The sequence below is a fragment of the Polyangiaceae bacterium genome (assembly GCA_015075635.1).
Taxonomy (GTDB): Bacteria; Myxococcota_A; Polyangia; order Polyangiales; family Polyangiaceae; genus JADJKB01.
Map to the genome: position 1 here is coordinate 3123469 of JABTUA010000002.1, position 26240 is coordinate 3149708.

Consider the following 26240-nt stretch of genomic DNA (forward strand, 5'->3'; position numbering starts at 1 on the left):
GGAAGACTCCTCACTTCCCGTCCACGCCGATCCCGGCGATCAGGCTGGCGACCAGCGCCGTCCAGCCGGTCTGGTGCATCGCGCCGACGCCGCGGCCCGTGTCGCCGTGGAAGTATTCGTGGAACAGCAGGTGGTCCCGGAAGTGCGGGTCGCGTGCGAGCTCCGGCCGGTGCGACATGAACGGACGGACGCCGGCGCCGTCGGGTAAGAAGATCCGCGTGAGGCGGCGCGCGATCTCGTCGGCGGCCTCCGCGATCGACACCAGGTTCCCCGAGCCCGTGGGGCACTCGATGCGGAAGTCGTCGCCGTAATAGCGGTGGTACTCGCGCATCGCGTCGATGAGCAGGATGTTCACCGGGAACCAGATGGGGCCGCGCCAGTTCGAGTTGCCGCCGAAGAGCCGGCTCCCGGACTCGGCAGGCTCGTAGCGCACCTCGAGCTCGCTCCGTCCCAGGCTGAATCGATACGGGTTCTCGGCGTGGTACCGGCTGAGGGCGCGGATGCCGTACTCCGAGAGGAACTCGCTCTCGTCGAGCAGGCGCTTGAACAGGCGCTTCATGCGGCTCCCCCTGAGGAGCGAGAGCAGCCGCTTTTGCCCGCGCCCCGGCTCGTTCCAGCGCGACACCAGCGCCGCGAGATCCGGGCGGTGGTCGAGGAACCACTCCAGGCGCTGCTTGAACTCCGGCGCACGCTCGACCTCCTCCGCCTCGAGCACCTCCACCGCGAAGAGCGGCAGGAGCCCGACCATGGAGCGGATCTTGATCGGGATCACCCGACCGTTCGGCAGGTGCAGCGAGTCGTAGTAGAAGCCGTCTTCCTCGTCCCACAGGCCGTGGCTCTTGCCGCCGAGCTTGGTCATGGCCTCGGCGATGTGCAGGAAGTGCTCGAAGAACTTGGTCGCGATGTCCTCGTAGGTCGGGTTCTCCCGGGCGAGCTCCAGCGCGATGCGCATGAGCTGGAGCGAATAGGCCGCGACCCAGGCCGTGCCGTCCGATTGATCGAGGCGGCCGCCGGTGGGAAGGGGCGAGCTGCGGTCGAACACGCCGATGTTGTCGAGGCCGAGGAAGCCGCCCTGGAAGATGTTGCGGCCCGCGGCGTCCTTGCGGTTCACCCACCAGGTGAAGTTCAGGAGCAGCTTGTGGAACACTCGCTCGAGGAACGAGCGGTCGCCTTTGCCCTTCTGCTGCTGCTCGAGCTTGTAGACCTTCCACGCGGCCCAGGCGTGGACCGGAGGGTTGACGTCGCCGAACGACCACTCGTACGCCGGCAGCTGCCCGTTCGGATGCATGTACCACTCGCGCGTGAGCATCACGAGCTGCCCCTTCGCGAACTCGATGTCGACCAGGCCGAACGGGAGGGTGTGGAAAGCCAGGTCCCACGCCGCGTACCAGGGGTACTCCCACTTGTCGGGCATGGAGATGACCTCGCGATTGTGGAGGTGATCCCAGTCGCTGTTGCGGGACTGCTTCCGCGCTTCCGGCGGCGGCGGCTGCAGCGGGTCGCCGGCGAGCCAACCGCGCACGTCGTAGCGATACGTCTGCTTCGACCAGATGAGCCCGGCCAGCGCTTGTCGCATCACGCGCCGCTGCTCCGGATCGACGACGTCCTTCGCGAGCTCCGCGTAGAAGGCGTCGGCTTCGGCGCGGCGGCGTGCGAGCACGACGTCGTCCGGCGAGAGCGTCCCCGCGTCCTCGCGACGCAGGCGAAAACCGAGCTCGACCTTCCCTCCGGCCGGGACCGTTCGGCGGAGCCAGAAGCAGGCCTTGGTCCCGTGGTCGAGCGCGCTCGTGGCGTCCGGGCGACCGTGGACCACCCGATCGTGGAAGGCGTCCTTGGCAGAGTGCACGGTCTTGGCGCCCCAGAGCCGGGCCTCGTTCGTGTCGTTGTCGGTGAAGAGCAGCTTGGCGTCGCGTTCGCGAGAGCTCAGGCGAAAGCGGCCGAGCGCCTCGTGCTGGACGGCGATCTCGTCTCCTTCGCGACCGAGCGAGGGCTTCGCGATGGTCGGGTACCCCCAGCTCCAGACGTTCCTGAACCAGATCTGCGGGAGCACGTGGATGGGCGCGTCGTCCGGCCCGCGGTTCTCGGCCGTCACCAAGAGGACGATGTCTTCGGGGCCGGCCTTCGCCCACTCCACGAGCACGTCGAAGTACCGGCTGTCGTCGAACGCGCCGGTGTCCTCGAGCTCGAGCTCCGGCTCGTGGGCGCCGCGACGCTCCGACACGAGCCGCTCGTAGGGGTACGCCGACTGCGGGTACTTGTAGAGGTACTTCAGGTACGAGTGGGTCGGGGTGGCGTCGAGGTAGTAGTAGAATTCCTTCACGTCTTCGCCGTGGTTGCCCTGACTGTTGGTGAGGCCGAAGAGCCGCTCCTTGAGGATGGGATCCTTCTCGTTCCAGAGCGCGATCGCCAGGCACAAGCGCTGTGCCTCGTCGCTGATCCCCGCGAGGCCGTCCTCTCCCCAGCGGTACGCCCGGGAGCGCGCGTGCTCGTGGGGGAAATACTCCCAGGCGTTGCCGTCGGCGCTGTAGTCCTCGCGGACCGTGCCCCACTGCCGCTCGCTCAGGTAGGGACCGAACAGCCGGTAACGTTCGCCCTCCTCCCTGAGCCGGCGTCGTTCTTCGTCGCTCATCGTGGTGGGCTCATTGGTCCCGAAGCTCCGCGGCGGATGCGAGCCCAAAATGTTAGTTGACACTTAGTCAACTAACATTTATCTGACAGTCCGTCAGCTAATGGCTCGCCCCTCGGAACCGGAAAAGCGCCTGGAAATGGCCCGCGACGCGGTCGGCGTGCTGGCCCGGCTGGGCCTTGGCACGTCCATGTCCCGGCTGGCCGACGAGCTCGGGGTCAAGCGGCCGACGCTTCACTATCACTTCCCGACCCGGGGCCACATCGTCGAGACCGCGCTCGAGGAGCTCCTGACCGAGCAGGCGCTCTACGTGATGGAGCGCGTGAACCGGCACGAGCACCCCATCGATCGCTTGTTCGCGCAGCTCTGCGCCGTGCACGAGTTTCACCACGGGCGCGAGGAGCGCATCGTGTTCTTGAGTCAGGCCATCGCCGCCAGCGGCGAGCGCATGAGCGAGATCATCGAGGTGGGCAACCGCGTCTTCGAGTCCCAGAGACGCGCCGCCGTGAAGTTGCTGGAGGACGGGATGGCCGACGGCAGCGTCGCGCCCTGCGACGCGGAGGCGCTGGTCAGCGTGATCCGCGCCCTGACCGATGGTCTGATGGTGCAGCGCGTGATGACTGACGTGGACCTCGGCCCCGTGCACGAGTTTCTGTGGACCCACCTGCTCAGCCCCCTCAAGAGAGGACGAAAAGACAGACCATGACCACTTCATTCCCGGAAACAGGCAAGGGTCGCGATGAAGTGCTCGCTGCCCTGACCCAGGCGCGAGCAGAGGACCTCAGGAGCGATGGCCGCGCGTTCGCCTTCGTCTACGATCCCGGGGAGCATGCCCGCGAAGTGGCCCGCGACGCCTTCGCGGCGTGCATGCCCATCAACGGGCTCGATCCCACGGTGTACCCGTCGGCGCGCAAGCTGGAGAACGCCGTGGTCAAGGCCTGCCTCGAGCTGATGCACGCCCCGGAAGGAGCTCGGGGCACGGCGACGGCGGGGGGCACGGAGAGCGTGATGCTGGCGGTCAAGACGGCGCGGGATTTCGCCAGGAAGACCCGGCCCGAGGTGAGGTCGCCGAAGATGCTCCTGCCCGTCACGGCCCACGCCTGCTTCCACAAGGCTGCCCACTACCTGGGCGTCGAGGTGGTGAGCGTGGACGTGGATCCGGTGACCTTCCGCGCCGACGTGGCGGACGCCGCTCGCAAGATGAGCGCGGACGTGATCCTGGTGGTGGGCTCCGCGCCCAGCTACGCCCACGGCGTCATCGACGACATCCGCGGCCTGGCGGCGCTGGCGCTCGAGCACGGGACGCTGATGCACGTGGACGCCTGCGTGGGCGGCTGCGTGCTGCCCTTCCTGCGGGACACCGGCGTCTCGGGGCCGGACTTCGACTTCTCGGTGGAGGGCGTGACAAGCATCTCCATGGACCTGCACAAGTACGGCTTCGCCCCCAAGGGCATCAGCATCCTGCTTCAGCGCCGTCGCGAGCTGCGGGACGCGCAGTACTACACCTGCGCCACCTGGACGGGTTACTCGATCATCAACTCCACCACCCTCGGCAGCAAGAGCGTGGCGGCCCTGGGCGCGGCGTACGCGCTGATCCAGCACCTGGGCAAGGAAGGTTACCGCGAGCGCGCGACGCGCATGTGGGACGCGACCAAGCAGCTCGTGGCGCTGGTGGACGCGACCGACGGCCTCGAGATGGTGGGGCGTCCGGACATGAACCTGTTCGCGTTCAAGACGACCGGGGGCGACCTGTTCACGCTGGCCGACCGCCTGACCGCGAAGGGTTGGCACGTGCAGCCGACCTATCAGTTCGGCCCGTCACCCGCCCACATCCACCTGACGCTGGATCCCGAGAACGCGCGGCGCGCCCAGGAGCTCGGCCGCGACCTGGTCGAGTGCTGCAAGGACTTGCCGCCCAGCGCGGAGGCCCCCGAGGGCGTGGTCGCGTTCCTCAGCAGCCTGGCCAACGGAGCGGAGGGCGTCGACACCCACGCCATCGTGGAGGAGATGGGGCTCGGCTCCGGGACGATGCCCAGCGAGTCAGCGCCGCTCCACCGCATCATGAACGCGATGACGCCCGACGCGCGCGAGAAGCTCTTGGTGCTGTTCTTCGCGGAGCTGTTCTCGTGATCGGCCGGGTGCTCGGCTTCGCGCGGCGGATGCGCGGCAAGGACGGCGCGCGCCCGCTGCGCATCGCCTACGGTCGGATCTTCCACGAGGCCTGCGCCGCTTCCCCGCTGCTCACGACGCGGGAGGACTTCGAGCGCCTGCACGCCCTGGAGGCCCAGGAGCTCGCGGCGGTCACGACGCTCTCGGGCTCGGAGCTCGCCGGCTACATGCCCCACGCGGAGCTCACCGGCTTCGTGCAGGCGGCGCGCGTCGCGGGCAACGTGGAGACCGTTCCCCTGGCCTCCTACATGGCCGTGCCCAGCGGCCCGTTGACCGGGGAGTGCTTCGCCTGGCTGCTCGATCGCCTGCTGGCGAGGCTCGAGGCGGCGGGCCCGGTGGACGGAGTCTACCTGGCGCTGCACGGCAGCATGGAGGTGCAGGGCCTGAGCGAGGCGCCGGAGGCGGTGATCTTGCGACGCGTCCGGGAGCGGGTCGGGCCCGATGCGGCCATCGCCGTCAGCTACGACCTGCACGCGAACCTGAGCGCCGGGTTGCTCGAGCCCGTGGACGTGATGGTCGCTTATCGCACGAACCCGCACTGGGACCTGGCGCCCACGGGCTTCCGGGCGGGCACTCGCCTGATCCGAACGCTGCGGCGGGAGATCGCGCCGACGCACGCGTGGCGCAAGCTGCCCATGGTGCTCGGCGGTGGAACCACCATCGACTTCCTGGCGCCGATGCGCGGCGTGTTCCGTTTCATGAAGCGGCTCGAGCAGCGCCCCGGGGTGGTCTCCGCCAGCCTGTTCATGGTGCATCCCTTCACTTCCGCTCAGAACCTCGGCTGGGCGGTGCACGTGTGCACGGACGGCGATCCGGCGCTGGCGGAACGTCTGGCCGACGAGCTGGCCGACCGGGCGTGGGCGGAGAAGGACGTCGCGATGCCTCGCATGCTGGGCGTCGAAGAGGCATTGGAGGCAGTGGCACGCTCGCGTGCTCGCGTGTTCGGCCCGGTCACGCTGGTGGATGCGGACGACATCGTCGGAGCCGGGGCACCGGGCGGCAGCACCCGCATCGTCCAGGCGCTGGCCGCCCGCGACCGTGGGCTCACGGCGTTGGTACCGGTGCACGATCCGGCGCTGGTGGACGAGCTGTGGCAGACGCCGCTGGGCACCAAGCAGCGCGTCCTGTTGCGCGGAACGCCGGGCTACGACCAGCCCGAGGTCGAGCTCTCCGCCACCATCGCCGCCCGACACGAAGGCGAGTTCGGGCGGCGGATCCGCCTGGACGCGGGGTCGCTGCACGTTTCCATCGGAGACCACTCGCCCCTGCCGATCCATCCGAAGTTCTGGCGCGAGCTCGGGCTGAATCCGAGGAAAGCCGACCTGATGGTCACCAAGAACTTCTTCCACTACCGGATCTTCCACCTGACCACCTCGTTCGCTCATCTGCCTGTAGAGAGCGAGGGCGCGACGAACTTCCGTCGCCTGCGCGAGCGCGCCTACGCGGTTCCCATGCACCCGATGGCGGAGTTGTCGGACTGGCGTGAGACCGAGCCCGCGCTGCGCGAGGCGCCGGCCAGGGCCGCCTCGGTCGAGGTCGGAGTGCTCCGCGCCGGTTGTTAGAGGTCGAAGCGGTCCAGGTTCATGACTTTGGTCCAGGCGGCTACGAAGTCGCGCAGGAACTTCTCCTGCCCGTCCGCGCTCCCGTAGACCTCGGCCAACGCTCGGAGCTCGGAGCTCGAGCCGAAGACGAGATCGACCCGCGTGCCGGTCCACCGGACCTCACCCGTCTTGCGATCGCGACCTTCGAACACGTCCGCGTCCTTCGAGACCGGCTTCCACTCCGTACCCATGTCGAGCAGGTTCACGAAGAAGTCGTTGCTCAGCGCCTCCGGCCGCTTGGTGAAGACGCCGTGTGGGGACTGCCCCACGTTGGTCCCGAGCACGCGCATGCCGCCCAAGAGCACGGTCATCTCCGGCGCGGTCAGGCCGAGGAGCTGCGCGCGATCCACCAGGAGCTCCTCCGCCGACACGGCGTACCGGGCCTTCTGGTAGTTGCGGAAGCCGTCCGCGACCGGCTCGAGCACGGCGAAGGACGCCGCGTCGGTCTGCGTCTCGGACGCATCCATGCGTCCCGGCGTGAATGGGACCGTCAGCGCGTGACCGGCGTTCTTCGCAGCTTGCTCGACGCCGGCACATCCCCCAAGGACGATCAGGTCGGCCAGTGAGACCTTCTTCTTGCCGGACTGGGCGCCGTTGAAGGTCTTCTGGATGCCTTCGAGCGCGGCCAGCACCTTCGCCAGCTGGGTCGGCTGGTTGACCTCCCAGTCCTTCTGCGGCGAGAGACGGACGCGGGCGCCGTTCGCGCCGCCGCGCTTGTCGGAGCCGCGGAACGTGGACGCCGACGCCCACGCGGTGGAGACCAGCTCCGAGACGGACAGGCCGGACGCCAGGAGCTCGCGCTTCAGGGAGGCGACGTCCTTGTCGTCGATCAGCTCGTGATCGCGCGCGGGGATCGGATCCTGCCAGATGAGCGCCTCCGCCGGGACCTTCGGACCGAGGTAACGCGCGCGGGGGCCCATGTCCCGGTGCGTGAGCTTGAACCACGCGCGAGCGAAGGCGTCGGCGAACTCCACCGGGTTCTCCATGAAGCGCCGCGAGATCTTCTCGTAGGCGGGGTCGAAGCGCAGCGCGAGATCCGTGGTCAGCATCGCCGGCGCGTGACGCTTGGAGGGATCGTGGGCGTCCGGGACGGTGCCGGCACCGGCGCCGCCCTTCGGCGTCCACTGCTGCGCGCCGGCCGGGCTCTTCGTGAGCTCCCACTCGTAGCCGAACAGGTTCCAGAAGAAGTTCGTGCTCCAGCGGGTCGGCGTGGTGGTCCAGGTGACCTCCAGACCGCTGGTGATCGTGTCGCCGCCTCTGCCCGTGCCGAAGCTGCTCTTCCAGCCCAGACCTTGCTCCTCGATGCCGGCGGCTTCGGGCTCGGGCCCCAGGTGCTTCGCTTCGCCGGCGCCGTGGGCCTTGCCGAAGCTGTGGCCGCCCGCGATCAGCGCCACCGTCTCCTCGTCGTTCATCGCCATGCGCGCGAAGGTCTCGCGGATGTCCCGCGCCGCAGCCAGCGGATCCGGGTTGCCGTTCGGTCCCTCCGGGTTGACGTAGATCAGGCCCATCTGCACCGCAGCGAGCGGGTTGTCGAGGTCGCGCTCGCCGGAGTAGCGCTGGTCCGCCAGCCACTCGCGCTCGGAGCCCCAGTACACGTCTTGCTCCGGCTCCCAGATGTCCGCGCGCCCGCCGCCGAAGCCAAAGGTCTGGAGCCCCATCGACTCCAGCGCGACGTTGCCGGCCAGGATCATCAGGTCGGCCCAGGAGATCTTCCTGCCGTACTTCTGCTTGATCGGCCAGAGCAACCGGCGGGCCTTGTCGAGGTTGACGTTGTCGGGCCAGCTGTTGAGCGGCGCGAAGCGCTGGCTGCCGCTCCCCGCGCCGCCACGGCCGTCGCCGGTGCGGTACGTGCCGGCGCTGTGCCAGGCCATGCGGACGAACAGCGGTCCATAGTGGCCGAAGTCCGCCGGCCACCAGTCCTGGGAGCTGGTCATCAGAGCGGCGAGGTCCTGCTCGAGCGCCGCGAGGTCGAGGCTCGCGAACTCCTCGGCGTAGTCGAACCCGGGGTCCATGGGATCGGACAGCGCGGAGTGCTGCCGCAGCACGTTGAGCCGGAGCTGGTTCGGCCACCAGTCTCGGTTCGAGGTGCCGCCGCCGGCGGTCTGATGAAACGGGCACTTGGCGCTGGTGGTCATGGCTGCTCTCCTTGTCGGCGAGGCTCATGCTGGCCGCATCGGGAGATCCGGTCCAGGACTACCTCTCGATGGAAGCGATAGGCTGAGGCTATCGAACGCAGTGACCCAAAAGCCGGATTTTAGACGGTCTGTCGTTTGGCCAGCGCCCGGAACGGTCCCTCGACGGCCATCAGCTCCTCGAACCGGCCGGTCTGCACGACGCGACCTTTGTCGAGGACGACGATCTTGTCTGCGTGGCGGATGGTGCTCAGGCGGTGGGCGATGACCACGCGCGTGACGCGCAGGCTCTCGAGGCTCTCGCTGACCACGGCTTGAGTCACGTTGTCGAGGGCGCTGGTGGCCTCGTCGAAGAACAAGATGCGCGGCTGCGGAGCCAGCGCGCGCGCGATCAGCAGGCGCTGGCGCTGGCCGCCGGAGAGCGTGCCGCCGCCCTGTGAGATGACGGTGTGGATGCCCATGGGCATCGCCTCGATGTCCTTGTCGAGGGCCGCGGCGCGTGCAGCGCGCCAGGCGTCGTCCAGGCCGAGGCCCGTGCTCCCGACGATGTTCGTGAACATGTCGCCGGCCATGACCTTGCTGTTCTGCATGACTACGCCGATCTGCTTGCGGACGACGCGGACGTCGAGCCCGGGCAGCGCCTGGCCGTCGTAGTAAATGCCGCCCTCCGTCGGTGCTTCGAAGCCGAGGAGCAGGCGCAGCAGCGTGGACTTGCCGGACCCCGACGGACCGACCAGGGCGACGAACTCGTCAGCACCGATCTGGAGGCTGACGTCCTCGAGGATCAGCGGACCTTTGGCCTCGTAGCGGAACGAGACGTGGTTGACCTCGATGGCGCCCTTGAGCTCCGGCCGGACGCCTCCTCCTTGGCTCTCCGGACGCTGCGCCAGGATCGGCTTGGCCCGCTCGTACATGGGGATGACCATGAGCGAGTGCAAGACGGCGTCGATCACGTGCAGCGTGGAACCCAGGAACATTCCGAACGCAGCGCTGAACGCCAGGAACTGTCCGGTGCTGACCTTCTGCTTCCCGCCGCTCGCCAGCAGCCAGTAGAGCACGATGCTGCACACGATCGGGAACACGCTCTGAAACACCGACATGCGCACGTTCACCCACTCGGCGCCCAGGTCTTGGTCGCGGCGGCGCGCGAACAGGCGTGCCCAGACCGCGAATGCGCGGTTCTCCGCGGCGGTGACGCGGAGCTTCGAGATGCCGCTGAAGAGCTGGAGCAAGAGGCCCTCGATCTTGCCGTCGACGGCCGCGACCTCGCGCTGGCGCCGGAGGGCGTAGCGCGTGGCGAGGGCTGCCGGCACCGCCGCGACCAGGACGAGACCCGTCGCCGCCAGCGCCAGGTTCGTGTCGATCACGAACAGGAAACCGAGGTTCCAGATCGAGAACAGCCCGCTCATCAGCGCGGCCAGCGTCGTGCCCGCGAGGACGTCACGGATCTGGCCGATTCCGGCCGCACGCGAGGCGAGATCACCGGCCGAATACTCACGGAAGAAGGGCAGAGGAAGGCTCAGCAGGCGATCCCAGATCCCAGCTTCCAGGGTCACGTCCATGCGCGTCTGGGCGCGCACCAGGGCCAGACCCCGGGCGACGTCGAACAAGCCTTGCCCGAGGTAGATGCAGAGCAAGACCAGCGTCAGCTGCAGCAAGAGGCCGCGCTCTGCCCCGGGGATGAGCGTGTCGAAGACCTGCCCGGTGAGCAGCGGGATGAGCGTCGTCAGCGAGCCCAGCGCCATGCCGATCGCCGTCGTGTAGAGGATGTCGTTCCGGGCGCGGCGGCTCGAGAACAAGAGCACGTCGAGCGGCGTGATGGGGCGGTCGGGGAACGGGGCGTAGAACTGGTAGGACTGCGGGTGCAGGCGCTCCGTCAGCTCGTCGGTGACCGGCTGCGGAGCCTCGCTCCGCGGGTCGTCCATGACGTAGCCCGAGCGCACCGGGAAGAGCGCGACCGGGTGCAGCTCGGACTCCTCTCCCATCAAGAAGCCGAGCAGGGCCCCGGCGTCATGATGGAACCAGCCCTCGTCGAGCATGACTGGCCGCGTCCGAACGCCCGTGATCCGGGAGAGCGCGCCCTGCATGTGCGAGAGCGCGGCTCCCTTCGGCTTCGGGATCGGGGGCATCGGGATCTCGAGCCACAGGGCGATCTTCTTGCAGGCGATCTCGAAGGCTTCGCCGCGACCGAGCTCCGGGGCGAGGCGCTCCCCTCGGCCCACCAGCGCCAGCTGCCGGAGCGAGTCGGACACGAACTGCCCCTCGGCCTCTCGCGATGCCTGGTCGCGCTCCAGTCGCGCGCGCTCGAGCTCGATGCGCTGAGCGCCGAGGAAGCCGATGACGAATGCCTGGAACTCTCGCGCGAACCCGGCCGACGGGTCGCCCGCCACCAGGTCCGAGCTCCGCTGGGCGCGGGCTGCGCCCTCGCACGCGACCCATCGGGTCTCCGTCAGGGGCCACGCGAGCGGCGTGCTCGGTTCGATGGGAACGTCCACGCCGCCGTAGCGGCTGGGCGGGCTGTCGAGCTGGGCCCACACCAAGCCCGTCGCCGCGCGCAGGGGCGCCACGACCTCGCTCTGGGTCGAGCCGGGCGCGACGGCGTCGCAGCGGGTGGGGACGGGAGCCGACGGCAGCGTCGCTAGGAGGAGCTCGATGAACCCGTCGAACAGTCGCTCGACCAGGCTCTTCGCCCGAGGATCGCCGAACGCCTGGAAGAAGCGCGCGGACGGAATGCGGAGCACATGGCTCCCCGCAGCGCCCGAGAGCAACAGCACGGCAGGACCGGGCTCGGCGCCGGCGACCAGCTGACCGGTCGCACACAGCGCGACGTGCTCTCGGCGTCCGACGGCAGTGCCCCCCTCGTAGCCCACGCAGAACAGCTGGTGATGGGGGACCTGTGTGACGTACACGAAGGCCGGATCGACGAGCAGGAGCGGATCGTCCCCTTCTACCAGCACCTCGCTGGCGTCCGAGCCGAAGTGGGCCCTGAGCTCGGCGATCTCTTGCTGCGAGATTCCCATCACATCAGCCCGTCGTGATCAGCTCCCGGTAGAGCCCACCCTGAGACAGGAGCTCTTCGTGAGCGCCGCGCTGCACGACGCGGCCGCGCTCGAGGACGATGATCTCGTCCGAGTCGCGAATGGTGCTCAATCGGTGCGCGATGATCAGGCAGCTGCAACCGCGGCGCCGGAGGTTCGCGTCGACCTTCTGCTCCGTCTCTGGATCGAGGGCGCTGGTGGCCTCGTCCAGCACGATCAGAGACGGCTGCCGGGCCAGGGCGCGGGCTATCTCCAGGCGCTGGCGCTGGCCTCCGCTGAAGTTGCCACCGCCCTCTTGCACGCGGGCGTCGTAGCCTCCGGGCAGCTTCGCGATGTCCTGGTGGATGCAGGCGTCCTTGGCGGCCTGCACCACGTCCGCCTCTGGAATGGTGTCGTCCCAGAGCGTGAGGTTCTCGCGTACCGTCCCCTCGAACAGCGTGACCTCCTGATCGACGATGGCCACCGACGAGGTGATGGTGGCGCGCGGCAGCGACTCGCGGGGCTCACCGTCGAAGGAGATCTCGCCCTGCCACGGTCGGTACAGGCCGCAGACGAGCTTGGCGACCGTCGACTTTCCACTGCCGCTGCCGCCGACCAGCGCGATGCGTTGGCCGGGGGCGATCTTCAGGTCGAGGTCCGTCACCAGGGGCGGCGAGAACGGCAAGTACCCGAAGGTCAGCTGCTTCAGCTCCAGCGCGCCGGTCAGGCGCTTGATTTCGGCGCTCTCCGTCTCAGGCTCGGTGAGCGCGTCGTCGGCGCCGTGCCCCAGCACGTCATCCAGGCGCTCCAGGTTGCCGCGCAGCTGCTGAAGCGCCGCTCCGACCTGCGACAGGCTCTCGACCGGGTGCACGAAGCTCGACATCAGTCCCTGGAAAGCGACGAGCATGCCGAGGCTCATGTGGCCGTCCATCACGCGCAGAGCACCGACACCGAGCACCAGCAGCGAGTTGAATCGCCCCAAGAGGTCGGTCGCGGTGACCAGCAGCTGGTCCCGCTGCGCGAGCTTCTGCTGCGCCGCCACCAGCTTGGCCTGGTACCCCGCCCATTGGCTGAAGAACTCCGACTCGGAGCCCGTGCCCTTGATGGTCTCGATCATCTGCAGGCCACCACTCGCGACGCCCGCCAGCTTGCCCGCGTGCTGCCCCACCTGGCGGCTGAGATCCGTCCGCATGCGCTCGGCGGCGCGCAGGAGTCCCAGGTGCGCGGCGACCGTGGCGAAGCCGATGAGCGTCAGCCACGGGTCGATGTACAGCATGAATCCGGCGTAGAAGACCACCAGGAGGAGATCGAGGACGATGCCCGAGATTCGTCCCGAGAGCGTGTGCGCGACGGCGTCGTTGGCGCGCACCCTGTCCGCCAGATCGCCGGGAGAACGCGCGGCGTAGAAGCCGACCGGAAGCCGGAGCGCGTGCCACAAGAAGGCCGACGCGGTCTTGACCCCGAGGCGGCTCACCAACTTCAGCAAGTAGACTCGCTGCAACGCCGTGAGCGCGGCGCTCAGGATCGCAGCGAGCACCATTGCCCCGAGCAGCCGAGGCAGCCAGCCGATCTGACCGCCGACGAGCACCTCGTCCACGAAGACCATGCCGAAGACCGGCACGACCATCCCGGGCATCACCAGGCACAGCCCGGCGAGCGCGACGAACGCCACGGCCGAGCGCGAGCCCTCGAGTCGTCGCCCGAGCATGCCCAACATCGAGGGCCGCCGCCCGGAGGGCTGGTAGTCGGGGCCGGGCTTGCACGCGAGCACCACTCCCGTGAAGGCACGGTTCAGCTCCTCCTCCGTGACGCTGGTCGGCCCTTGCGCCGGATCGTTCAGGTAGGCGCGCCCCTTGGAGAAGCCCTCGAGCACCAGGAAGTGGTTGAAGTTCCAGTGAATGATCAGCGGCAGCTGCATCGAGCGCAGCTCGTGGGGCTCCTTGCGAAACCCCTTCGCCTCGAGGTTGTACTTGCGCGCGGCCTTGAGGACGTTGCTGGCCTTGCTGCCGTCACGGGAGACTCCGCACTCCTCCCGCAGCTTCGAGAGTGGGACGAAGGTGCCGTAGTGCTCCAGCACGATCGCGAGGCTCGCCGCGCCGCATTCGGTGGCCTCCATCTGGAGGCGCGTGGGCGTGTGCACGCGCCGCTCCTCGGGAGCCTGGGGCGCGGGCTTCTGCTCTGCTGCTTCCGTCACGAGATCAACCGCCGGAGTCGAGCGCGGGGAATACCAGCGCTATCGGCCGTTGAGACCGGGTGATGACGGCGCCCGTGCAGCGGGTGCCGCTGGTCAGGATCACGTCCGGGCCCTTGCCGCTCGACCAGCGATACCCGCTGGGAGTGTTCCTGTCGGCCGTCAACTCGGCGCGCACCGCGATGGGGGCGCCGCCTGCTTCCTGGATGAACGAGTCCACCAGCTGCTCGTTTCGCAGGGCGCCGAGCATCCCGAGGCGCGTTGAAGGGAAGTCCTCCACCGCGCGCACGCGCCCGAACAGCACGCCGTAGCGCTCCTTGCGCACCACGGAGGGCACCAGCTCGATCTGCATCCCTGGCTTCAGCAGCTTGCCTTGGTGGGAATCGAAGTAGAGCAGCGCCTCCAGGCCTTGGCGCCCTCCCGTCTCCTCCAGGGCGACGATGGGCGTTCCCGCCGAGACCTTGCTCCCGACGGTTGCGCGCAGCTCGACCACGCGCCCGTCCATGTTGCTGACGACCTTGCCATTGTCCTCGAACTGGCGACGCATCCGCTTGAGATCGCCCTCCAGCCGCTCGCGGTACCGGCTCTGCATCTCGGCGGCGGCGCCCGCGTCCGGAGCGACCAGACCGTCGAGGCGAGACTGCGTGCTCTCGATTTGCTCTTTCAACGCCGGCTGGTCGATGCGGGCGATGACCTGCCCCTTCTTCACGTCGGTACCGGCCTGGATCTCCAGCGACGCGATCTGTCCTTCACCCGGCGCCGTCAGCTCGGTTATCCCGGCCCCCGACAGCAAGATCCCGCTCGCGGAGACCTTGGTCTGGATCGTGCCGAGCACTCCCCAGACCAGCGCTGCGCCGATGATCACGGCGCAACCGACGAGCGCGAGCCAGCCCTTGGGGTCGGTCACCCGCATCAGCGTGTCGAGCTGCTCCGGCGACTTGAGCCGCTCCAGCGCGGCCTTGCGGAAGATCTTGTTCGAGGCCATCAAGCGTCCAGGAGCGAACGGCTGAGCGCGTTGAAGCGAGCACCGGCGCGGTCGACGTTGTCGAGCACGCTGTCGTCGAGCTCGTCGTCGTAGTCCGTGTCCGTCGCCTTGCGCAGGCGGTCCGAGAGGAAGGTCGCGACCGCCTTGTAGAAGCGCGCGGCGAACGCATTGTTCTCGGTCAGGGCCTGGCCGAGCTTCTCGGTGGGGATGGCGCACACCACGACGTCGGTCAGAGCGGTCACGGTGGCGCTCGGGGGCCTGGCGTCGACGAAGGACATCTCACCCACGATTTCTCCGCCGCCCAGGCGTGCGATCTCGCGACGCGGCTTGCCTTGGGTCACCACGAGCTCGCCGTCGATCACGATGTAGAAGGTCTCCACGGCGACCCCTTCGGTGATCAGCACGCTCGCCTTCGGCAGGCGCTTCCGCCGCCCGGTCTTCGCGAGCCAGTCGACGTCGGTGTCCGAGAGCTGCCCGAAGATGAAAAGCACTTTGCGCATGTGACCCCTATTCCTCCGTCAGGTTCGCTTGGGCAGCAACGTCTCGGCGGCCGATCGGTCCTGGCCCCGCATCTTCTCCATCAGCACGTCATACAGCCGGCGCCGCGTGTTGAGGCAACCGACGGTCTCGGTCGCGTTCATGGTTCCGAGCTCGGAGAACTTGTTGGCGGGGAAGCCGCCCCCGCAGAAGCTGTAGTAGCTGCACTGCGCCTTGCAGGCGTCCACCCCTTCGAGGAAGTCTCGGACGTAGGGCGTGCGCTTCGCGCGTTTCACCAGGTCGTCGAGGCTCTCGGTCAGGATGTTCCCGACCTCGAAGCGCCCGTATCTTCCGGCGTCGGTCTGGAGGATCTCGGTCGAGAGAAAGACGACCTCTCCGTCGTAGCCGATGGTCGGGAGCAGGTTGGTCCGGTAGGTCGGCTGCTCGTCCGCCGGCGGCGGGACGCCAAGGACTGCGTCCCACCAGGCGGCGAACAGCCTGAACTCCCGGATCTCGATCACCGGGTTCTTGGCAAACGCCTCGTACAGGTCCGACCAGAACGCCGCGACCCGAGGGTCCTCGAGCATCGGCCGCCCCAGGTTGATGCCCGAGCGCTCCTCGATGTTGACCCCGAGGCGGATGCAGCCGAGCCCGGCGAAGAACTCGTACAGGTCGCGGGCCTGCCCGAGCGTCTCTTCGGTCACGACCAGGAGCACGACGAGGTCGCACTTCACCTCGCGCAGGCGCTCGATGCCGCGGAGCACCTTCTCGAACGACGGCCGGCCGGCCCAGTCCAGCCGATGACGGTTCAGGTCCCGCGGCCCGTCCAAGCTGATGGCGATCTCCCAGCGGCGCTCGTCGAAGAACTCGCACCACGCCGCGTCGATCAGGGTCGCGTTCGTCTGCAGCCGATGGGCGATCTGTCGCTCGGCCTCCAGGCCCAGGAAGGGCTCGCACAGCGCCCGCATGTGCGCGAGGCCCACCGCCAGAGGCTCACCCGAGTGCCAGAGCAGGTAGATGGGGTTCTGGTGCTTGGGCAGCGCCCAGAGCGACTCCGCCAGTCGTTCGGTCACCCGGGGTGACATGCGACGATCTTCGTCGCGGTGCGGAACGTAACAGTACGAGCAGTTCAGATTGCAGAGTGAGGTGGGCTGCAGCACCACCTGGTCGAACAAGAACCGGGTCGCCATGGTCCGGGCATCAGGAAAACGCGCGCCGCAGGTGCTCGGCGACCGGCTGCCACAGGTCCCGCCCCAACGGGGTGAGCGCGGTGCTCTTGGCGAGGATGTCTTCGACCGGCGCCAGCGTCTTCCGCACCAGCTCGGCGCGCGCGGCGGCGTAGGGATCGGCGATGCCGGCGAGCTCGCAGGTGCGGGAGACGAGGGCCTCGTTTGCGAAGGCGTGGTAGGTGAGCAAGATCGTCGTCAGGTTGCGCTCGAGGCGGACGAACGGCGAATAGTAGAGGTTCTGATCGGAGCCGTCGTCGACGGGCCCCGCGCCGCGCAGCAGGAAGTAGTGCTGGTGCGCGGTCTCGTGGCCCAGGTTCGCCGCCAGCCCCACCGGCTCGCGCGCGAACGGCAGCTTCACGACCCCGGGATTGTCACGCAGACTCCCGCCGCCGATGTACTTGCCCGGCTCCGCCTGCACGGGCACCAGGTTCCTGAGCAGCCGGTTCACGTAGGGCACGTAGACGGGGGCGTATCGCCCCAGGACGTCGAACGCCGCGCCGTAGCCTCGCCAAACGGCCTCACGCGTCGCCTCGTCCACTACCAGCGGGTGCTCCATGTTCTCCTTGCCCTCCGGCGTGTCGGGCAAGAGCACGTTCAGCTGACGCGAGCCGGTGTCGAAGCGAGGGATGAGAGCAGCACCATCTGCATTCCACTCGCCGTCCGCGGCTCGCTCGAGGTGGACCACGCGGCGGGTCGAGCCCAGCGTCAGGGCGACGTCGGCCCCGTCGCGCTCGGCGTGCAGCTCCAGACCGTCACACGCCGGGAGAAGCCAGCGTCCCCAGCGAAACTGCGCGGGCGTCTCCAGCGAGAGCTTCCAGTCCGCGGACATGCCCATCTCGGAGAGGCGCAGGCCGATGCGCGCTCCTGCGGTGAGCACCTCGGCGTCCGCCATCTGCTGAGCCAGCACCTCGCGCATCTTGCCGAACGAGACGTGCCAGACCGTCTCGAACCCGACGTCGGAGTCGAACCAGCGGCGGCACACGTCCACCAGGCCGCCGCTGCCGCGCTCCTCCAGGAGCGCCGCGTGGCGATCGACGTAGGTGCGCAGCGCACGGCGGTAGTGCCGGATGGCGATGCGTCGAAGCAGCTCCTCGTCGAGCTGTTCGTGCGGACAGGAGAACCCCCGGTAGCTGACGGGTGCGTCTGACAAGGAGCCGTTCCTCGCGACCCGAGCCGTTGTCCCGCCCGCCGACCGAACGGGACAACAGCAAGAGGGCCGTCTTCCTTCAGGCTCCCTTGATCACGGTGCTGCCGCCACCGGGCAGCGCGCCGAAATCCGACTTGATGTGGATCGCGGAGCCGCCGCCGGGGAGCTTCTTCACCGTGGTGGTCGTCTTGATGCCCTGGAGCTTTGCCGTCTTCAGCGCGTCGCCGACGGCGCCGCCGGTGACCTCCTCCAGCTCTTCTTCGGTCAGTCCACGTTCTTCTTCGTCATTTCCGGACATGCTGGTTTCCCTTTCTTCGTTTCCTGAGTGTCAGGCGGTGATCTGGGCTCGCGCGGGAGCGCAACTCTCGGCAGCGCGGGCAGCGGCGGGCTCGGACGTGCTCGCACGCACGCGCTCCGCGAGGGGTTCGTACAGGCTCCTCCCGATGGTCGTCAGCGCAGCGGTCTTCTCCAGCGGCGCGTCCAACATCGCCAGGCTCTGGGCGTACGACTGCTCGCGGCGCAGGCAGACGTCCGCGTCGACGAGCCGCGACTGCCGACAGGCCCGGTAAAAGAGCAGGATGTTCGCGAAGGCGTGGTAGGCGAGCAAGATCCTGTCGATGGGCCGCTCGGCGCGTGGTCCAGGCGAATAGTAGAGGTCCGTGTCACTGCCGTCGTGGACGGGCCCGGCCTGCGCGAGCAGGTAGAAGTGCTGGTGACTCGCCTCGTGGACCAACGCGTCGGCTAGGCAGATGGCCGGGCTCGTGTACGAGAGGGCGACGACCCCCGGCAGCAGCTCGAAGCTCGAGCTCGTCGTCCCGCCGGGTCGCGACTGCACCGGCACCAGGGTGTGGACCACGCGCTCGACCCACGGCAGGTAGACCGGCGCGGCGGTCGCGATGATGTCGAACGCGGCCTCGTAGCTGGCGATCTCCGGTCGCTCCGAGCAGGTGAGCCCGTCCGGCAGCGGCCGCACGCGCACCGGCACGCCGCGGACGCGCGCGAGCGGCGGCTCCGGCTGGCGACCGGCCAGGCCGCGCGCTCGTGCCAGGTGGTCGGCCGCGGCGAGCGCGGCTTCGGGGTCGAGCGGGCGCGTCAACATGGCGGCCCTGAGCTCGCCAAGCGCGGCGGGCCAGGAATCGGGGAATTGTCCCGGCTCGGCACAGAACGCCTTCAGCGCGTCGAGCAGGTGGGGCGCTCGTGCCCGCAGCGTAGACGCGAAGCACTTCGAGAAAAGCTCTGCGAGTCGGCTACTTCGAGCACGGGTCAGGGCGTCCAGGTAGGCGTCGTCGAAGGGCTCCTGGGGGCACGCAAAGCCGCGCTGCTGTTCGATCGAGCCCCTCATTGTGCGGTCCCGGTATATGCAAACTCTGCGGGGCGAACGCCAGCTAAAATCTGTTCAGCCGAAGTTTTCTCGGAGTTTGTTCAAGAATTCGCGCGTCAGCAGCTCGACCTCGCGGAAGTACCGGTCCTCGTCCACGCCGTCGCCGAACAGCTCGAGGTCGAAGCAGGGTCGCGGGCCGAGATCGCCGTCCACCTGGCTCACCACGAGCAACACGCGCACCACGGCGTGCGGCAGGCTCCGGTTGGTCGCCGAGCAGACGCGCTCGAGCGCGTCCTCGAGGCGGCTCGCCTCCGCCTGGTCCCGCGGGACGATACCGACGTGTCGCCGCCGGTAGCGGCCACCCGGCTCGGCAGCGCGGTGGCCTTGGCAGCTCGAGTAAGTGACGCAGTCGAGCCGCCCGATCAGCTCCAGGCACAGCTCGCGCACCCCCGGCTCGAGGGCGCCGACGAAGCTCGGATCCGAAGGCACGAAGATCGCCGCCGACTGGCAGGTGGCAGAGCCTTCGAGGTTGATCTGACCGTCGGGCCCGACGCTCTCTCCGGTCGTCGCCGCGGCTGAGCTCGCCGGCGCGGGGGGCGAGGCGTCCCAGGCTTCGATGAACGCCTCGAGTCCTTGGATGGCGTTGGGCATGCGCGCGAGGCGGGGAGCCTACACCACGCGACGCTCGGGTCGATAGCGTCCCCGACTCACTTGCAGACGACGAGGGTCGGGGGCGCGTACTTCGTGCTCTCGCGGGTCGCGTAGACGAACCTCCCCGTCGTGTCCTGAGGCACGATCAGAACCGACACCTCGTTGTTCGCGACCCAGTTCTTCCACTGCGCCGGATCCAGGTCGAACACGGCGGTGTTGGTGGCTGCGTCGATGGTCAGCGTTCCGGCGGGGCCACCCCGGTCTGCGGCCCCTTCGGCGCCGTCGGTTTGCCACGGCTGACCGGGATTTCCGTCCGTCCGCCGGCAGTAGTCGGCGCCGGAGTAGGTCGCAGCCGTGGTCTTCTCGACCCAGTCGTTGCGCAGCGGGAAGACCTGGAAACCGCCGGTGACAGCCAGTCCGCTCGTGCAGTCACCCTCGCAGTCCACGCTGCGGTGGAGCGTCAGCTTCATCCCCTGCACCGCTCCGCTCTCGAGCGCGGCGGCGTCGGCGGCGACGAGCTCGAAGCGAAGGAGCCCGCGCCCCACGCCGATGTTGCCGTACTTGCCGCCACCGTTGGAGATCGACCCGTTGCACTGCCCGGAGGTGATCGTCGAGTCGGCCTTCAGCGTCGTGAAGCTCTCGGTGCAAGCCGGAGCGTCGCTCCCGGAGTCACCCGCGACGGCGCCACTGCCGCCGCTGCCCGCAGCTCCGCCCGAAGACGTGCCGCCGCTGGCCGCGACGCCGCCGCCGCCGGCAGTTCCGCCGGTCCCGCCCACGCCGCCGCCGCCCGTCCCACCGCTCGAGCTCGCGTCGCCCGGGCGGTGCTCCGGCTCCTCGATGCCCAGGATGGCGTTGCACGCGACCAGGCAGAGCGCGACCGAGACCACCGAGACGTTTCCGTGTCGCATTTCAGAAGACCCCCCGCACGAAGCCACCCGCGGCGGTGGGGGCGAGCGCTGGAACGAGCTGGACGCTTGGTCGCGCCGACGCCTCTCGACCCTTGGATGGCGCTCCGAGCACGTACAGCGTGACGCCGGTCGCGACGAGCACGCCTCCCGCCACGAAGGCGATGGTCGCGGTGTTGCCGGCGCTGCGCGCGTCCTGGCGCGCCGCGTAGCCGCTGTCGCCGCACACGTTCCCGTCGCAGTCGTCGCTCGAGTCGCTGTTCTTGCTCTTGGCCTGGAGGCCGAAGTAGGTCCCGACGCCCAGGGCGACCACGCCGACCCCGCCGGCGATCAGCCCCACCGTGCGGAGCGAGCCGCCCGAGGTGCTCGTGTCGGCGCTTGCACTCGACGAGCTGCTCGCGACCGGTGTGACTACTCCTTCCGCTAGCTTCTCCAGCGCGGCGATCTCGATCGTCTTCTGATCGCCGTCGGCCCCGACCGTGACGCTGACCTTGAAGCTCTCGTGTCCGGGCGCGCTGGCCTCGATCTCGTGCTCGCCCGGGTCGACCGGAGTGGGGCTGTCCCAGGAACCCTCGCCCACCGGCTCGCCGTCGCGCTTCAGGCTGAATCCGCTCGTGCCCCTGGCCTGGTCGGACACGCGAAGGGTCAGCTTGGAGAGCTTCGGCTCCAGGTCGGCGATCTTCTGCTTCGCGGCCTTCTCGCGATCGGCGCGCTTCTCGAGCTTCGCGCGCGCTGCCGCGTCCGTGTAGGCAGCCCACGCGCTCGCCGTCTTGCCGGCGCGCTCGTAGCACAGCGCCAGCGCGAGCAGCGTCCCGGAGGCAGGGTCGAGGCGATTGCTCTCGGCGAGCTTCGGGCACGCGGCCGAGTAGTCCTTCTGGTCCATCAGCTGGAGACCCTCGCGGAAGCGCGCCTCGGCCGCGGCGGTGTCGGCCCGCGCGGGGGACGCCAGGAGCAGCACCGCAGACGCGGCGGTGCACGACAACGCAAGGAGTTGGAGCTTGGTCCTCATTTCCTGTCCTTGATCAGCTTCTCGATGTCGCTTCCCTTGCTGCCCCCGCCGCTGCGGACCGGTCGCTTGACCGGCGTCGGCCCCGCGTCCTCTGCGCCGACCGCGGCGCTGGGCAGCGGCTCGGGCGCCTTCTCGCCAGTGACGACGGGCGCCACGTCCGGCACGACCACCGGCTCCGGCTCGGGCGTCGCCGCCGCGGCCGTGGTCACGATCGGCTCGACGCTCTTGGCTTCGGAGTCGCCAGCTCGCGAGCCGCGGACCGCGAGGCCGATACCCACCACAGCGAGCACCACGACGACCGCCCCGCCAGCGAGCAGACCGAGCAAGAGCCCCTTGGACGGCGCGCCCTTGTGGGCGGCCTCCCAGCTGCCCAGAGTCTGCGCCCCAGCCGCCGGGGGCGCCGGCACGAACGCCGGGTGGGAACCCGTGATTTCGGGTTGCGGGGCGAGCTCCGTGAGCGCCTCCACGTCCGGGCCGAGGCCGCTCTGGGTGAGGATCTTCTGGATCTTCGTGGCCGCCACCACGGTGGCGGGCCGGCCGAAGGCCGCGATGTCGCGCACCAGCTCGCCCACCGTCGCGTAGCGCTGCCGCACGTCCTTCTCGAGGCAGCGCGCCACGACGGCGTCGAGCTCCCGCGGAATCTCCGGCCGGAGCGCACTCGGCGGCGGCGGCGAGTCGCCGATGATGTTCGCCAGCACCGCTCCTGCCGTCTGCGCGTCGAACGGAGGTCGCCCGGTCAAGAGCTCATGGAGGATCACCCCCAACGACCAGATGTCCGAGCGCATGTCGACGTGCTTCGCGCTCCGGATCTGCTCGGGGGACATGTACTGGGGCGATCCCAAGAAGCCGCTGGTGTTGGTGAGCTGCGAGTCCTCGAGCCCTCGCGCCATGGCCTTGGAGATCCCGAAGTCGAGGACCTTGATCAGGGGGCTGCCGTCCGCACCGCGGGTGACGAACAGGTTCGAGGGCTTCAGATCGCGGTGCACGACCCCCGCTGCATGCGCCTGCGCCACCGCCTCGCAGGCCTGCACCAGGTAGTCGATGGCGTCCGGCACCGAGAGCGCGCCGCGTTCCTCCAGGATCCGACCCAGGTCGCGACCCTCGAGGTACTCCATCACCATGTAGGGCGCGCCGGTCGGCAGCGTCCCGACGTCGAGCACGCGTGCGACGTGCTCGCCCGTGAGCCGCGTCACCGTCTGGGCCTCGCGCATGAAGCGCGCGCAGACGTTCCCGTCGGCTGCGGCCTCGGGCAAGAGGAACTTCAGGGCCACCCGCGACCCGAGCTGAGCGTGCCGCGCGGCGACGACCACGCCCATGCCGCCCACGCCCAGCACGCGCTCGACGACGTATTTGCCGTCGAGGACGTCGCCCTGCTTCACCGGTGCGCCGGATTTGGAGACGGAGTCCGGAGGTTGTGCCTCGCCGGGCATGACGCGCGGGCAGGAGTGTAACATGTCGCCCTGCGAGGGCCATGAGAACGGGCTCTCAGCGTTCCGGCTCGACGGTCGGCTCCTGACGCCCGCTCGAGAGCTCGACGAACTCGCACGAGCTGGGGTCGTAGTCGAAGACCTGCCCTGTCCCGATTTTGAACACCCACGCGCTGATGTGCAGCGTGCCGGCGACGAGCCGGTTCTCGATGAAGTCGAACTGGCGCAGGTGCTCGACCTGGAGCAGTACGTTCTCCTGAATGGCAGCCGTCGCGAGCGCTTCTCCGGTCAGGTCCGAGTAGCGCTCGCTCAGGATGCTCTTGAGCCGGGTCGCGCCGGCGACCCAGCGGCTCACGTAGGGCAAGTGGGCGACGGTCTCGGGGTGCAAGATGGCTTGGATGGCGCCGCACTGCGTGTGCCCACAGACGATGACGTTCTCGACCCCCAGCACCTCGACCGCATACTCCATCGCCGCCGCGGTGGCGCCCGGCAGAGTCGGCGGCGGCACGACGTTGCCCACGTTGCGGATCAGGAAGAGCTCACCTGGGGCAGCGTTGGTGATCAGATCCGGAACCACCCGCGAGTCCGAGCAGGTGATGAACAACGTCTCGGGTCTCTGACCCGCCGTCGCCAGCTGCTCGAAGAGCTGGCGGTGGGTCGCGAAGTATCCGCTCTGGAACGAGTGGATGCCCTTGGCGAGCTTCTGCATCGCTGCTGTCTAGCCCAATTTCGCCCGAGCGGGCAGCGGCCTCCTCCGGGTGCGCTCTTCGGGAGCGTGGTAGGTTTGGAGGCATGCAGCGGCCGCTGGCCATGGCTCTCGCGGCTCTCCTCGCGGCGTGCCAGGGGGATCCCGTCGGAGAGGCGCCGGGCGACGGCGGCACGTCCGACGCGAGCGACGGCGGCCCGAGCCTCTGGACCCTCGTCTACGACGATCCAAAGGCAGCGCTCGACGACGCGCTGCACGACATCTACGCGCCGTCGGCCGATGACCTGTGGGTGGTGGGCAAGAATCAACAGATCCTGCGCTGGGCCGGCGGGAAGTGGGATCCGTTCTCGCAGATCCCGGGCGCGCACCTGTACGGGATCTGGGGCGAGAGCAGCGCGGCGCTGACCGCGGTCGGGGCGGCCGCGTTCGACTTGTCGCCCATCGTGCTCGACTACGACGGCGGCATGTGGATCTCGGGCGCGCCGTTCCCGCCCAGCCTCCCGGCGCTGACGGACGTCTGGGGCAAAGGGACGCAGCGCTACTTCACCGGGCTCGCGGGCCAGATCTTCCAGGACGACCCGGTCAACCATCCGAACGACCGCTATCACCTGGCCGTGGTCACGGGCGGCTGCCCCACGGGGAGCGAGCCGAGCCCGACCCTCAACGCCATCGACGGCAGCTCGTTCGAGAACATCCTGGCTGCAGGCGACTCGGCGGTGCTCGCGCACAAGGACGCGAGCGGCTGGATCCGGCTGTGCGGCCCCGACCTGAAGGTGAGCTACGCCTCCGTGTTCCGTCTGCCCGGCACGAGCACCTTCTTCGTCGGCGCGAACTTCCTGGGGCTCTCGTGGTTCCTCGAGCGGAACAAGCCCCTCGCGCAGGTCTACCAGAACCTCGCGATCCCCGAGGCCGACAAGGCGTACATCCAGCGCATCACCGGGGACGCCTCGCAGGTCGTGGCGGTCGGTGATCGCGGCACGGTCCTGTATTTCGACCTGAAGACCGACCCGCGACCTCTACCGTCGCCGACCGACGACGCGCTCTACGGGGTCGCGCTGGCAGGCTCGGACACGCTCTACGTCTGCGGCCGCAAGAACCGAGTCTGGCGCGCGTCGCTCGCTGCGCTGGCGGCGTCGGGGATGTGAGGACGGTTTGAGTCTCTGGATGCTGCGCTGCTACCTGGGCGACTTTCGGACGCTCCTGACCGGCGGCAGCGCGGGTGTGCTCCAGCTCATGTACCCGCCGCTCGGCGCGGCCGTCGCCGCACAATCCGACTTCTTCGGCGATCCGTTCGGTCGCGTGTACCGCTCCGTCCCGCAGATCTGGGCGACCGTGCTGGCGCCCGACGGCGCGGAGCGCGCGCGCCGGATCCGCGACCTGCACCGCTCGATCCAGGGCACAGACGCCAGCGGTCGGCCCTTCCACGCGCTCGATCCCGAGACCTACTGGTGGGCGCACGCCACGTTCACCTGGGAGGTCTTCGAGGCGATCCGGCTGTTCTTCCCCGGCGGTCTCGGCGGCGTCGACGTGGAGCGCCTCTACGCGGACAGCGTCGGTTGGTACGAGCTCTACGGAGTCAGCTCACGCCCGGTACCGCCCGATTACCGCGCGTTCTTGGCGAAGTTCGACGACGTCTGCGCGACCACCCTGGAGATGACCCCGGCGGCGGCGCGCACTCTCGAGATGGCGCTCGCCGGACAGTGGCGTCCGCCGCTGATTCGCACGAACTTCAGGGATCCGCTGAGCAAGGGCGCCGGTCGCGCGCTGGTGATCGGCGCGCTGCCGGCCTTGGTGCGGCGGCGCTTCGACATCCCCTGGACGCGCTGGGATCAGCGGCGCTTCCGGCTGGTGTGCGGCGTGGTGCGGCAGGGCTTCCGCTACGTCCCCAAGCAGGTGCACCGCCGCGCCCTGAACCTCGGGCTGCGCTACGTCGGCGTCTCGACGCGCGCGGAGCGCTTCGTGCCCGGAGCCCAAGGCGACGGCGCGCCGCCTCGGTCATGACGGGCGCGCCTTGCTCCCGTCTTTCGCCTCGACGCACGCCCGCGCGCGCGCCAGCAAGAGCTCCCGCTCGCGCGTGTTGTGCGCGAGCGACGCGGCGCGCTCGAGCTCGGCGCGTGCCTCACTGGTGCGGCCCAGCTTCATGAGCAGGTCCCCGCGGACGCTGGGCAAGAGGTGGTACGCGCGCAGCGCGGGCTCCTCGACCAGCGCGTCCACCAGCTCCAGGCCGGCGGCGGCGCCGAACGCCATCGACACCGCAACGGCGCGGTTGAGCTCGACCACGGGCGACCCAGTCAGCTGGGCGAGGGCGTCGTAGAGCGCCACGATCTTCTTCCAGTAAGTCTCCGCGCCGCTCGGGGCGCGTGCATGGCACGCGGCTATCGCCGCCTGGAGCGCGTAGGGGCCGAGCGGCTGGGCCAGGGACTCCGCCCCGGAGAGCGCCGCGAGCCCGCGTTGGATGAGCAGCCGATCCCAGCGGGCGCGGTCCTGGTCGAGGAGCAGGATCGGCTCGCCCGAGGGGCCAACCCGCGCCCGGGCGCGCGACGCCTGAAGCTCCATCAGGGCGACCAGCGACGTCGCGAACGAGGCGCACGAGCCCGCCGATCAACCGAGGTGACTCGATGCGCCAGACCGCTTCGATGGCCTCGCG

Annotated in this window: 20 protein-coding genes and 1 pseudogene; 5 read left to right on the forward strand and 16 right to left on the reverse strand. The window is 69.2% G+C overall.

The genetic code is table 11. From position 1 onward, the window contains the following. Window positions 1–10 precede the first annotated feature (10 nt). Entirely contained in the window at window positions 11–2629 is a 2619-nt protein-coding gene (locus HS104_30090; GenBank protein MBE7484207.1) for a glucosidase, read from the reverse strand. Window positions 2630–2765: 136 nt separating this feature from the next. Between HS104_30090 and HS104_30095 the strand changes: the two genes are divergently transcribed. Genes HS104_30095 through HS104_30105 form a run of 3 tightly spaced genes read left to right on the forward strand, consistent with a single transcriptional unit; the run spans window position 2766 to window position 6357 of the window. Then, window positions 2766–3332 (forward strand): TetR/AcrR family transcriptional regulator, encoded by a 567-nt coding sequence (locus tag HS104_30095; GenBank protein ID MBE7484208.1) that lies wholly within the window; start codon window positions 2766–2768, stop codon window positions 3330–3332. Beyond that, window positions 3329–4756 carry an aspartate aminotransferase family protein gene (locus HS104_30100; protein MBE7484209.1) on the forward strand — a complete coding sequence of 476 codons (1428 nt, stop codon included), beginning with the start codon at window positions 3329–3331 and terminating at the stop codon, window positions 4754–4756. The genes HS104_30095 and HS104_30100 overlap by 4 nt, the downstream gene beginning before the upstream one ends. Then, complete coding sequence (locus HS104_30105) at window positions 4753–6357, forward strand: M81 family metallopeptidase (protein MBE7484210.1); 1605 nt, start codon at window positions 4753–4755, stop codon at window positions 6355–6357. Before HS104_30100 ends, HS104_30105 begins: the two co-directional genes overlap by 4 nt. Here the strand turns inward: HS104_30105 and katG are convergent. From katG to HS104_30175, 14 genes are all read right to left on the reverse strand, one after another. Then, window positions 6354–8531, reverse strand: coding sequence for a catalase/peroxidase HPI (gene katG / locus HS104_30110; protein MBE7484211.1), 2178 nt, complete (start codon window positions 8529–8531; stop codon window positions 6354–6356). The two genes, HS104_30105 and katG, sit on opposite strands and share 4 nt — an antisense overlap. Window positions 8532–8650: 119 nt before the next feature. Continuing rightward, complete coding sequence (locus HS104_30115) at window positions 8651–11548, reverse strand: NHLP bacteriocin export ABC transporter permease/ATPase subunit (protein ID MBE7484212.1); 2898 nt, start codon at window positions 11546–11548, stop codon at window positions 8651–8653. Between the two features lie 4 nt (window positions 11549–11552). Next, window positions 11553–13661, reverse strand: coding sequence for an NHLP family bacteriocin export ABC transporter peptidase/permease/ATPase subunit (locus tag HS104_30120; protein ID MBE7484213.1), 2109 nt, complete (start codon window positions 13659–13661; stop codon window positions 11553–11555). Window positions 13662–13743: 82 nt separating this feature from the next. Further along, window positions 13744–14721, reverse strand: coding sequence for an NHLP bacteriocin system secretion protein (locus tag HS104_30125; GenBank protein MBE7484214.1), 978 nt, complete (start codon window positions 14719–14721; stop codon window positions 13744–13746). Then, entirely contained in the window at window positions 14721–15221 is a 501-nt protein-coding gene (locus HS104_30130; protein ID MBE7484215.1) for a cyclic nucleotide-binding domain-containing protein, read from the reverse strand. Before HS104_30130 ends, HS104_30125 begins: the two co-directional genes overlap by 1 nt. A gap of 18 nt (window positions 15222–15239) precedes the next feature. Beyond that, window positions 15240–16388, reverse strand: coding sequence for a radical SAM protein (locus tag HS104_30135; protein ID MBE7484216.1), 1149 nt, complete (start codon window positions 16386–16388; stop codon window positions 15240–15242). Window positions 16389–16398: 10 nt separating this feature from the next. Continuing rightward, window positions 16399–17577 carry a hypothetical protein gene (locus HS104_30140; GenBank protein MBE7484217.1) on the reverse strand — a complete coding sequence of 393 codons (1179 nt, stop codon included), beginning with the start codon at window positions 17575–17577 and terminating at the stop codon, window positions 16399–16401. 76 nt (window positions 17578–17653) lie between these two features. After that, complete coding sequence (locus HS104_30145; protein ID MBE7484218.1) at window positions 17654–17872, reverse strand: hypothetical protein; 219 nt, start codon at window positions 17870–17872, stop codon at window positions 17654–17656. A gap of 30 nt (window positions 17873–17902) precedes the next feature. After that, complete coding sequence (locus HS104_30150) at window positions 17903–18916, reverse strand: hypothetical protein (protein ID MBE7484219.1); 1014 nt, start codon at window positions 18914–18916, stop codon at window positions 17903–17905. Between the two features lie 54 nt (window positions 18917–18970). After that, window positions 18971–19546 (reverse strand): hypothetical protein, encoded by a 576-nt coding sequence (locus HS104_30155; GenBank protein ID MBE7484220.1) that lies wholly within the window; start codon window positions 19544–19546, stop codon window positions 18971–18973. A gap of 56 nt (window positions 19547–19602) precedes the next feature. Beyond that, complete coding sequence (locus HS104_30160; GenBank protein MBE7484221.1) at window positions 19603–20454, reverse strand: hypothetical protein; 852 nt, start codon at window positions 20452–20454, stop codon at window positions 19603–19605. 1 nt (window position 20455) lies between these two features. Then, complete coding sequence (locus tag HS104_30165) at window positions 20456–21460, reverse strand: hypothetical protein (GenBank protein MBE7484222.1); 1005 nt, start codon at window positions 21458–21460, stop codon at window positions 20456–20458. Next, entirely contained in the window at window positions 21457–22890 is a 1434-nt protein-coding gene (locus HS104_30170) for a serine/threonine protein kinase (protein ID MBE7484223.1), read from the reverse strand. The genes HS104_30165 and HS104_30170 overlap by 4 nt, the downstream gene beginning before the upstream one ends. A gap of 55 nt (window positions 22891–22945) precedes the next feature. Next, window positions 22946–23596, reverse strand: coding sequence for a carbonic anhydrase (locus HS104_30175; protein MBE7484224.1), 651 nt, complete (start codon window positions 23594–23596; stop codon window positions 22946–22948). A gap of 83 nt (window positions 23597–23679) precedes the next feature. Between HS104_30175 and HS104_30180 the strand changes: the two genes are divergently transcribed. After that, window positions 23680–24738: a hypothetical protein gene (locus HS104_30180; protein MBE7484225.1), complete on the forward strand. Its 1059-nt coding sequence runs from the start codon at window positions 23680–23682 to the stop codon at window positions 24736–24738. A 19-nt stretch (window positions 24739–24757) separates the two neighbouring features. After that, window positions 24758–25594, forward strand: coding sequence for a DUF2236 domain-containing protein (locus tag HS104_30185; protein ID MBE7484226.1), 837 nt, complete (start codon window positions 24758–24760; stop codon window positions 25592–25594). On the opposite strand, the pseudogene HS104_30190 reads toward HS104_30185, so the two are convergent. Further along, a pseudogene (locus tag HS104_30190) lies at window positions 25589–26161 on the reverse strand (RNA polymerase subunit sigma-24). The gene HS104_30185 and the pseudogene HS104_30190 overlap by 6 nt on opposite strands. Between the last annotated feature and the right edge of the window lie 79 nt (window positions 26162–26240).